This is a genomic window from Acidimicrobiales bacterium (genome assembly GCA_030747595.1).
Classification (GTDB): Bacteria; Actinomycetota; Acidimicrobiia; order Acidimicrobiales; family MedAcidi-G1; genus UBA9410.
The window spans coordinates 1-582 of sequence record JASLKK010000066.1 but is presented as its reverse complement, the minus strand read 5'-3'; the positions used below and the strand labels follow the sequence as shown (position 1 = coordinate 582).

Genomic DNA, 582 nt, shown 5'->3' with positions numbered 1-582 from the left:
ATTGCTAGTGCGACACTGACCCCCCTAGATTACGGAAATGTTGGACATGGGGAAACGATTATTAATATATTAGTGTAAAAATCATTGACTTTAAAAATAAAAAAAATTGTAGAGATACTTGGCATTGACTTATCTTCCCAGAAAGCTCCCTTCCAAGTATTTTCAGCGCTATAACGTTTCACAATTGAGTTCGAGATGGATCAAAGTGGTTCCATTATGCTAAAATACCAAGATTTCTACATAGTTTTAATAATAAGGCACTAACTAGTGCCTTATGATATTTGAATTCAAGTATTCGGTTTGTTAGTATACCTCTGCTCAATACATTACTGTACTTTCACATGGTACCTATTAAACGGCTAGTCTTGCCGTAACCTTATATCTTCTAGATAAGAATACTCATCTTGAGGTGGGCTTCCCACTTAGATGCTTTCAGCGGTTATCCACTCCGTACATAGCTACCCAGCATTTACCATTGGCATGATAACTGGTACACTAGCGGTACGTTCTTCTCGATCCTCTCGTACTAAAGAAGAATCCTCTCAATATTCTAACGCCTACACCGGATATGGACCGAACTGT

The 582-nt window shown here is 38.1% G+C and carries 2 rRNA genes; both read right to left on the bottom strand.

What is annotated here, in order from left to right:
• Window positions 1-116: 116 nt before the first annotated feature.
• Window positions 117-232: ribosomal RNA gene (gene rrf, locus QF777_12125) — 5S ribosomal RNA — on the bottom strand.
• A gap of 51 nt (window positions 233-283) precedes the next feature.
• Window positions 284-582, bottom strand: a 23S ribosomal RNA gene (locus tag QF777_12120); the annotation flags it as partial.